Origin of the sequence: Haloarcula sp. S1AR25-4 (assembly GCF_031624555.1) — an archaeon.
In the GTDB taxonomy this organism is placed as follows: domain Archaea; phylum Halobacteriota; class Halobacteria; order Halobacteriales; family Haloarculaceae; genus Haloarcula; species Haloarcula pellucida.
In genome coordinates, this window is sequence record NZ_JAMQOR010000009.1 from 44,281 (window position 1) to 52,141 (window position 7,861).

Consider the following 7,861-nt stretch of genomic DNA (forward strand, 5'->3'; position numbering starts at 1 on the left):
ACTAATTAACCACGCAAGGGCGGTATTTTCTGATCTGTTGGTTGAGTTTTCTGCGCCCGCACAGGCGCATTCTGGCCTTCGTCGAATCATTGGCTTCCTATATTAGAGCTCAGAATATTATCGTACAGACTATTATAGTTCTACCTCTAACTTCGAAACACGTATGTTCTCCCCGCCACGACTGGGAGTATGGACCAGTTCGTCAATCGTCTCGATGAACTCGATCGGTTGCAGGCCCTCTACGAGAGCGACGCTGCAGAGCTCGCCATTATCTATGGGCGCCGCCAGATCGGCAAGAGCGAGCTCGTTCGCCAATCGATTGCCGACCGCGACGATGCTGTGTACTATCAGGCAGTCCAAGGAACAGCGACGACACAGCTCAGGCGATTCGTCGAAGCAGCAGCGACGACCTATCCAGACATCACGGCCGTCAAAGAGGAATGGGAACCGCTCTTAACGTACCTCACCGACAGAGACGCCATCATCGTCATCGACGAATTTCCGTACCTCATCGAATCGAATGAGGGGCTTCCATCGGTGATTCAACACCTGTGGGATACAGCTGTCGACGAGAGTCAGGCGACGCTCGTACTCACAGGCTCTGCGATCGGTATGATTCATACCCACGTCCTCGATGGCGGTGCGCCACTCTACGGCCGGGTATCTCAGACACCGAATGGCCGTCTCGAACTCGCCCAGCTGCCGTTTCGCTCCATCCAAGAGTTCGTGCCGACGTACGATCCCGAAGAACGGGTGTTCGTTTATGGCGTCTTCGGCGGTACACCCCGATATCTCAGCCCACTCGATCCATCACAGAACCTGGGGGAGAATATCACGCGGCTGCTGTGCGACCCGGATGGCCCACTCCACGACGAGCCTGAAACCGTCCTCCAGATGGAACTCAACGAGGTGAACACGTACTTTTCCGTACTGGAATCGATGGCCAGCGGGAACCGCAGTCGAAACGAGATCGCCCAGGGAGCCGGCATCGAGAGTACCAACACGTCGTACTACTTCGACCGGCTGGAAACGCTCCAGATCATCGAGAAACACCATCCAGCACTCGCCGACCCGGCACGCAGCAAGCGGACGCGATACCAGATTCGGGACCCCGTGTTCCGGTTTTACTTCCGGTATCTCTACGGCCGCGGGGGGCAGTACGAACTCTACGGCGACAACGCCTACGCGGATCTCATCGAACCGGAATTGCCCGACTTCGTCAGCGAAACGTTCGAATCGCTCTGTCACCAGGCGGTGCCGGCGCTCTATGCAGACTACCAGCTCACACAGGTGCCACGCCAGTGGTGGTACAAGGGCCGGGAGGTAGATGTCGTCGCCCCAACTGACGAGTCAACGCTGATCGCTGGCGAAGCGAAATTCACCAGCACCCCCCTCAGCTATGATGTGCTTTCGAATCTCGAAGACGACGTGGAGCACATCGACTGGACACCCAAGGGAGGTGATGATCCGACCTATGAATTCGCCCTGTTCAGCCGGTCTGGCTTCAAACGCTCTGTCGAGGAAGCTGCAGACGAGCGTGATGACCTCCGGCTCTTCGATCTTCCCGATATCGTTGCCATCCTCGAGAGTGACTGATTCGAATCTTGAATCGAAAGGGCATATCATTCAGGCCGCTCTCGAGATAGTGTTCGCAGACGATTTGTCGCGGATGAAGTCCAAGCAAACGTCGAGTCGCTCGTTGATCGCGCCCAAGAGAGCGGTCTCGACATCGACGAGCAGGATGTTTGGGATGTGATCGACGACCGGGGAGATGAGGACGAAGAGTCGGCAACGTACAGTTGGATCCATCTCAACAAGTTCCGTAAATTCGAACTCCACGAACGGTGCTTCCCGTGGACGACAGAGGACGAACTCCGACCTGTGGTTGACGAACTCCCATCCCCGACACCACGTCCGGAGTGGGAAGCAGGGGATGAGAGTTAAGTGTCGTTTCAGTTTTCCACAATCCACTCCCAACCCTGGGGATAACTGTAGAGTACTGAGGTCACATCACACATCTCCGATATCTTCTCAACGGCGGCATCTGCGAGTCGCTGGTGTCGCTCATTTGTATATGAACCGCGTCGCAGAATGTCGTATTGTGAAGTCAAAACGAAATATACTGTCGTTGCATAGTTCTCCCCCACGTCTTCCAGCTCCTCCAAATCCGCCTTAATTCCCGGTCGCTCAAGATTCACGACCTCTCTGATTTCATCGCTGGACAAGTCATCTAACGAGCCCCGCTTGTTTGACGGCATGGCGGTTTGATTGCGCGGGTGTTTGATTTCGACAGCCGCGTCGACCATCTCGATTTCGATGCGATGTTTCCCGTTCTCTATGTGTACTGGTCGGTCGATTGGCGACCGAAGAATAGCTAAATCAAGTATCTCTATCCCGTCGTCACTAGGAATCGGCCGTTCATCCGAAATCATATCACCGAGGGGATGCCAAATAGGCAACTCGGTACGCACACGGCTCAGCGTCTGTTGTCTGGCCGATGTTTCGAGACGGGCATGATAATCGCCGGTGTATAGCGGGGGGGCCCCATCGAGTTGAATATCAAACCCCTTCGAGATCGTCGTTGAGAGATTGTTTTTCTCTTGGAGATATTCACGTGTGGTCTCGTAAAGACGTGCCTGGACATCATTCTCATTGTTGAACTCCAGTGGCACGGTCGAATACTCCCGGGCAACTTCCTCGAGCGGGCTTCTAATATCCATATGAGGGGACTCTCCTCTGATTGATAAAAAATGACCACACGGAACGACGTTCAAACCTATTGAGTTTCAGTAGGAATCTACAGCCGGAGCCACTCTGCTAGAAAGAGAACGTCTGTTGCGGGTGGGTCGCTCTTCGAGCATGGAGTTGGTCATTTTGCTCGACGAGAACCCGCTCCTCGAGAAGCTGTTGGATGTAATCTCGAGTCTGGTCGAGGATCATTCCCTGTCGTTGGTTTGCACTTTTGACGTTCCCATATGAGTCCGTGAACTCGTCCCAGCCCATGTCGAGAGCGACCGGTCGAGTCATCCCGCCGATCCGAAGCAGTAGGTTGTAAATCTCCTGTAGCACCAAGCTGGCTTCCCACTCAGTCCGCTCGGATGCGCTCCGATAGAACGAATTGACGTAGAAGAGTTGGACTCCTCCGCGAATCCGTCGTACGTATTGATCAGGAAGCGTATCGGCAGCCACAGCTAGTTCAGCCGGTGGTCGAATCAGGCCCGGATTGTTCGTTACTGCGTTGTCATAGTCAGCGCCTACGAGGTCTGTACCGCTGTCGGTCGTCAATGGGGGAAGCAGCTGTACAATTCCACCGAGATTGAACAGATCCAGGACTGCCTCGAGATCTGGGTGAGTTTCTTCACACCCGAGGATTACGTCCGTGTCAATCACCATCCCATTCAGCTCTGCCCGAACTCTACTTTTGATATCGGTGTCTGCTCGTCGATTGATCAAGAGTGGGTTACTCATCGGCTGTTCGTCGATCGAGTAGTCGCAGAGCTGCTGGTATTTTCCGCTGACTGAAAGATAATCGGCTCCGTTGTACACTTCGACCGGGATGTACTCGTTACGCAGCTGCATGAAGCCGTCGAGCTCGTTGTCGATCCCGTTCAGTCGATGCGGTCGCTCTCCTTTCGGGAGAACGTCCATCGCGGTGATGTCCGCTCCGATCTCGTCGTAGACCTTGCAGAGTGCTACGTAGGCCGTGAGTTCAGCGAAATCTGAGCTCTCACGCAAAAACTGATTGAACTCTCGTGTCGCTGCTCGAATTTCATCATCTGGTTCCGGTGGTGGGTCTTCTGGACGGGTAACAAATGGTATGTCGGACCCACCTAGGGGGATTTTCGTCTTGCCGACCTCTCCGTTGTCGAGCAGATCGCTCAGGATTTCACCAGTGCGGTCTTGGTAGATCTCTGCGCCCTCGAGTTCTAATTTGAAGATATTGGCTGGCCAGGCGGGGTGTTCGTCGAGCCGTCGTTCCAGGGTGTTTGCCACGAACTGGCGTTGTTGCTCCCGTTTCGGCGGACCGCTTGATGACCCGCTCATCCCACTTCCCACTTAAAGAAATCCGGGTTCGAGAGGTAGTTCACACCTGTGACCGCCTCCGGTCGCTCATCTCCGTATCAATTCCTTGCCTGCCTGGTTTGTATAACCACTGGAGCCGAAGACTCTGCGGGATGTAGAACCATTCGTTGGTGTAGACACACGGCAATCGATCCGCTTGGAATACCTATATGATTTCCTATAGCCTAGAGAAACCGTCTGTCTGACGTGGTTTTAAGACTACAGGCTTCACTATAGGAGATGCTATAGGGATACCACAATGAACGATACACTGCGCGCCGCCGCGTTCCTCGACAAAGGCGGCACCGGAAAGACGACGACCGTCGCCCACCTCGGCGTCGCCCTCGAGGAGCTCGGTCACGAGGTCTTACTTATTGACCTCGCTGGGAAGCAGGGCGATCTCGCGAAGCACTTCGGCGTTTGGGGCGATTACCAGGCGCGGATTGAGGCCGACGAGGCATGGCCGAACATCAGTACGGTCTTTGATGATGCCTGGGGAACGATCGCTGAGAAGCTGGGCGACGATACTCTGGCTGATCTCGTCGTCCCCACCGACGAAGGTCCGGATCTAATCCCGGCCCATCCCGGCCTCGACACACTTGACGCTGAACTCGGGAATATCGACGATGCGCGTGAGCGCTATAGTCGTCTCGAACAGTTCCTCGACGAGTACGTCGACCCGCTCGGCTATGACGTCGTCTTGGTCGACCTTCCGGGGATGACGAACAACGTCGCGTACAACGGATTGTGGGCCGCCCGCCACGTCATCACGCCCGTCGAGATGGGGCCGTTCGAGGCCGAGCAGGCCGATGCCCTCCGTCGCGACCTCGGGAAAATCGCCGACAATTTCGCCGTCGACATCGATCTCGCGCTCGTACTTCCGAACAAGGTCGATACCCGAACGAATCTCGCCGAGGAGTACTTGGACGCGTTCGAGTCGGAGTATCCGGACGCTATCGCGCCCGACTACGTCCCGTATTCGCAAGACATTCGGAACGCTGCGGACCGCGGCCAGACTGCGTTTGCGCTCGAAGAGCCGTCGACGACAGCACGCCGGGCCCGTGAGGCGTATCTCGCTGCCGCTGAAACGCTTGTCGAACGGCTCGGAGGTGAACACCATGGCTGAAGACGACGACGATCTTGCGGCCCTTCGCGAACAGACGTCCCACGGTGACCGAATCGAAGAGGCAGCTGCCGAAGACGCAAAGCGTGATCTCGTCGAGGACATCCTCGATGAGTTGGAGGCCATCGACGCCGGCGACAAACAGAAGACCATCAGCGTGTGGGACGGGCCTCTTGCGGCGTTCATTCGTGCGCTTGAAGAGAATCCTGACCGCTTGGAGGAAGTCGGCCACGCGCTTCAGCGCCAGCTAGACATCGAGGAGGGTGACGTTGACCGGAGTGAAATCCTCCGCCTTGCCCTCCGCCTTGGATTCCAGGAAGCCGCTCCCAAGGAGTTCGAAGCGGTTCGCGAAGCGGCCCGGAAACAGGCGACAAAAGGTCTGTAGATTCTGCTATAGTTTTAGCAATAGCTATTCCTATAGGATAGTTCCAGTTTTCCCACTAAGATGGTCACTAAGCCACTCCGTACTGTTCTTTGAGTGCTTCGTACTCCGTTCGACGCGGCAAGTGAATTCCATCTTCCGCTGCTGGCTCGTTTTCTCCGGCTAGGTACCGATACATCTCTGAGATAGTATCCCCTAACCCGTACCACGTTGCGACGTCCATAAGCTCCTCTTGGGTGATTGCTTCTGCCTCGATCAGTAGGAGGGAGTAACTCACTCGTCGCGATCCGCTGTCGAGGACAAGGGTATGGCAGACGATCTCGGCCGGCGTCAGCGTCTCTTCTGGGGCATACCAGAACGCGGGCTCTCCGGCGAGGAAGAACTGTAACCCGAACTGCTCGAACCGGGCTAGTCCGGTTACTTCCCACTCTTCGGCCGCGTAGAGCGACTCTGTATCGTGCCGTTCCTGGACACGAATGAGCGCTCGGTGAGGGTCACACCATTCGACCGTGGTGCTGGGAGCGAGGTTTCGAGCACGATTTCGGTGATCGTGAACCACGACTGCCTGGATGAATTCCAATAGTGGTTGAATGCTGTCACTGAGTGCGTATTCCGGGCCAGCTGGGGACAACAGCGCTCGGTTCTTCAGTGGCGATAACGCCTTGTGGACGCTTTGTCGAGAGATCTCCAGCCTGTCCGCAATTGATGTGATACGGCGTGGTTCATCGAGATACCAACAGATGCGCATCGTCGCGGGAGTGAGTAGCTCCGGCCAGTCGACGTGACTGAATTCCGCTGTGAGCTGACGATATTGCTCGATAACGGGGTGCTCTGTGATCTGGACCACTCGCTGGTTGTGATGTCGGCGCGTTTCACGAAGGAGCCCGGCGTCGATCAGCTCGTTGAGGAGGTGGTAGATGTGGTCGCGTGTATACCCTGTGTCTGTTGCGAGCTCTTCAGGAGTCGCTTCACCGCCCGTGATGAGTGCGTCGACGATCGTGAATTCGCCCTTCGAGAGCACTGTGAAACAATACTACTGTACACTTATAAGTGGTACTGGATATTAGTTTACAAAATTGAGCCATAATTGGCCTTTAGGTATACCTATATGAATTTCTATAGCTTGTCACATTCCCTACTAAACACAGGCTAGAAGTTGAGGAGGGACTCTGCCGACGGACTCATTTGGCCCACTGGATTGACTCCAGGCCGGAGACCTCGGCAAGTCGGTCGCTGAGCTCTTCATCCGTCACCGTCGCCGTCCAGTGAAGCGTGATTTTGACCGTGATGATCGTGGCCGAAAGCTTCGGATCGATACTGTGGAGCTCGTCAATCGTGACCGCATTCACGTCTTCCACCCGTGAGAGGCGCTCCTCGGCATCGGTGACGAGATCACCGTCTGCGCCGCAGGGAACGCGGATCGTCACGACAGCAGTTGTCGTCGAAGCTGAGTCATTGGTATTGGTTACAGCCATTCTATCATCTCCGTAGAGGAGCACCTCACGGGCTGGTTGGTCCACGAGCTGTGCTCCGAGTGCGCGAGGGACGATTCGAACGCCCGTCTCGGTCGTGGCACGACCGCGTGTTTCCGAATTCCACCACTCGCGCATCCTCAAAGAAAAGATCCGAACAGGGCTAGGTCGGCTCGAACGCCTCGATTTCATCGATGACCTGCTTCGGCTTCTCGGCGTGTTCGATGAACGAGAGGACGTTCTCCGACCACCCCGAGATGTTGTAGACGTTCTCGTAGCCTTCTGGCGTCACCAGGTCGCCGTAGGCCGCGAGATCGACGAGATACAGCGCGGTGTTCGCAGACACCTCGTCCCGATACGCATCGAACGTGTCTTTGACCGTCTGGGAATCGCGGGCCGTGAACGGCGTGTTGTCCCAGATCTGCATATCGGTGAAGACGACGATCCGTTCAACAGCATCCCCTCGGTCGTGGAGGTGCTTGATCGCCTTCCAGCCGTTCGTCGAGTTCCCGACGTCCTCGTCGATCGCCAACACCGCCGCTTGGCGCTGCAGGACTGGCGTGTCGACGTGCATCGGAACGGTCTGGAAGTCGTCGCCGAATCCGCCGACGTCAGCACCCTGGTCGGCCAGCATCGCACCGAACAACGCACCGATCTCCTTCAGTCGAAGCGTGCTGTTCGCGGACAGCGGCTGATCCATCGATCCCGACAGGTCGACCGCGACAAAGGTATCGCCGAATCCGCCAGGCACCGTCTCGACCGCGACATCAATTGCGTCTTCGAGCCACTGCTCGACCGTCGGTACCTGGACATCCGCGTCTT

Annotated in this window: 7 protein-coding genes, 1 tRNA gene and 1 pseudogene; 3 read left to right on the plus strand and 6 right to left on the minus strand. The window is 56.2% G+C overall.

Annotation, left to right across the window (positions count from 1 at the left end; translation table 11 throughout):
- The first annotated feature begins 189 nt into the window (after positions 1-189).
- Positions 190-1,596, plus strand: a complete 1,407-nt coding sequence (locus NDI85_RS21015; RefSeq protein WP_310916915.1) for an ATP-binding protein — start codon at positions 190-192, stop codon at positions 1,594-1,596.
- 356 nt (positions 1,597-1,952) lie between these two features.
- Here the strand turns inward: NDI85_RS21015 and NDI85_RS21020 are convergent, their stop codons facing one another.
- Both NDI85_RS21020 and NDI85_RS21025 read right to left on the minus strand, forming a co-directional pair.
- Positions 1,953-2,720 (minus strand): hypothetical protein, encoded by a 768-nt coding sequence (locus tag NDI85_RS21020; protein ID WP_310916916.1) that lies wholly within the window; start codon positions 2,718-2,720, stop codon positions 1,953-1,955.
- A 97-nt stretch (positions 2,721-2,817) separates the two neighbouring features.
- Positions 2,818-4,044 (minus strand): hypothetical protein, encoded by a 1,227-nt coding sequence (locus tag NDI85_RS21025; RefSeq protein ID WP_310916917.1) that lies wholly within the window; start codon positions 4,042-4,044, stop codon positions 2,818-2,820.
- 277 nt (positions 4,045-4,321) lie between these two features.
- On the opposite strand from NDI85_RS21025, the gene NDI85_RS21030 reads away from it, so the two are divergent.
- Complete coding sequence (locus NDI85_RS21030) at positions 4,322-5,188, plus strand: ParA family protein (protein ID WP_310916918.1); 867 nt, start codon at positions 4,322-4,324, stop codon at positions 5,186-5,188.
- Positions 5,181-5,570, plus strand: a complete 390-nt coding sequence (locus NDI85_RS21035) for a hypothetical protein (RefSeq protein ID WP_248898450.1) — start codon at positions 5,181-5,183, stop codon at positions 5,568-5,570. Before NDI85_RS21030 ends, NDI85_RS21035 begins: the two co-directional genes overlap by 8 nt.
- 67 nt (positions 5,571-5,637) lie before the next feature.
- Here NDI85_RS21035 and NDI85_RS21040 read toward each other — a convergent pair whose 3' ends face one another.
- The 4 genes and pseudogenes from NDI85_RS21040 to NDI85_RS21055 all read right to left on the minus strand — a co-directional run.
- Entirely contained in the window at positions 5,638-6,588 is a 951-nt protein-coding gene (locus NDI85_RS21040; RefSeq protein WP_310916919.1) for a MarR family transcriptional regulator, read from the minus strand.
- A gap of 160 nt (positions 6,589-6,748) precedes the next feature.
- Positions 6,749-7,087, minus strand: coding sequence for a hypothetical protein (locus NDI85_RS21045; protein ID WP_310916920.1), 339 nt, complete (start codon positions 7,085-7,087; stop codon positions 6,749-6,751).
- Positions 7,088-7,102: 15 nt separating this feature from the next.
- Positions 7,103-7,175, minus strand: a tRNA-Gly gene (locus NDI85_RS21050).
- 27 nt (positions 7,176-7,202) lie between these two features.
- A pseudogene (locus tag NDI85_RS21055) lies at positions 7,203-7,861 on the minus strand (TROVE domain-containing protein); the annotation flags it as partial.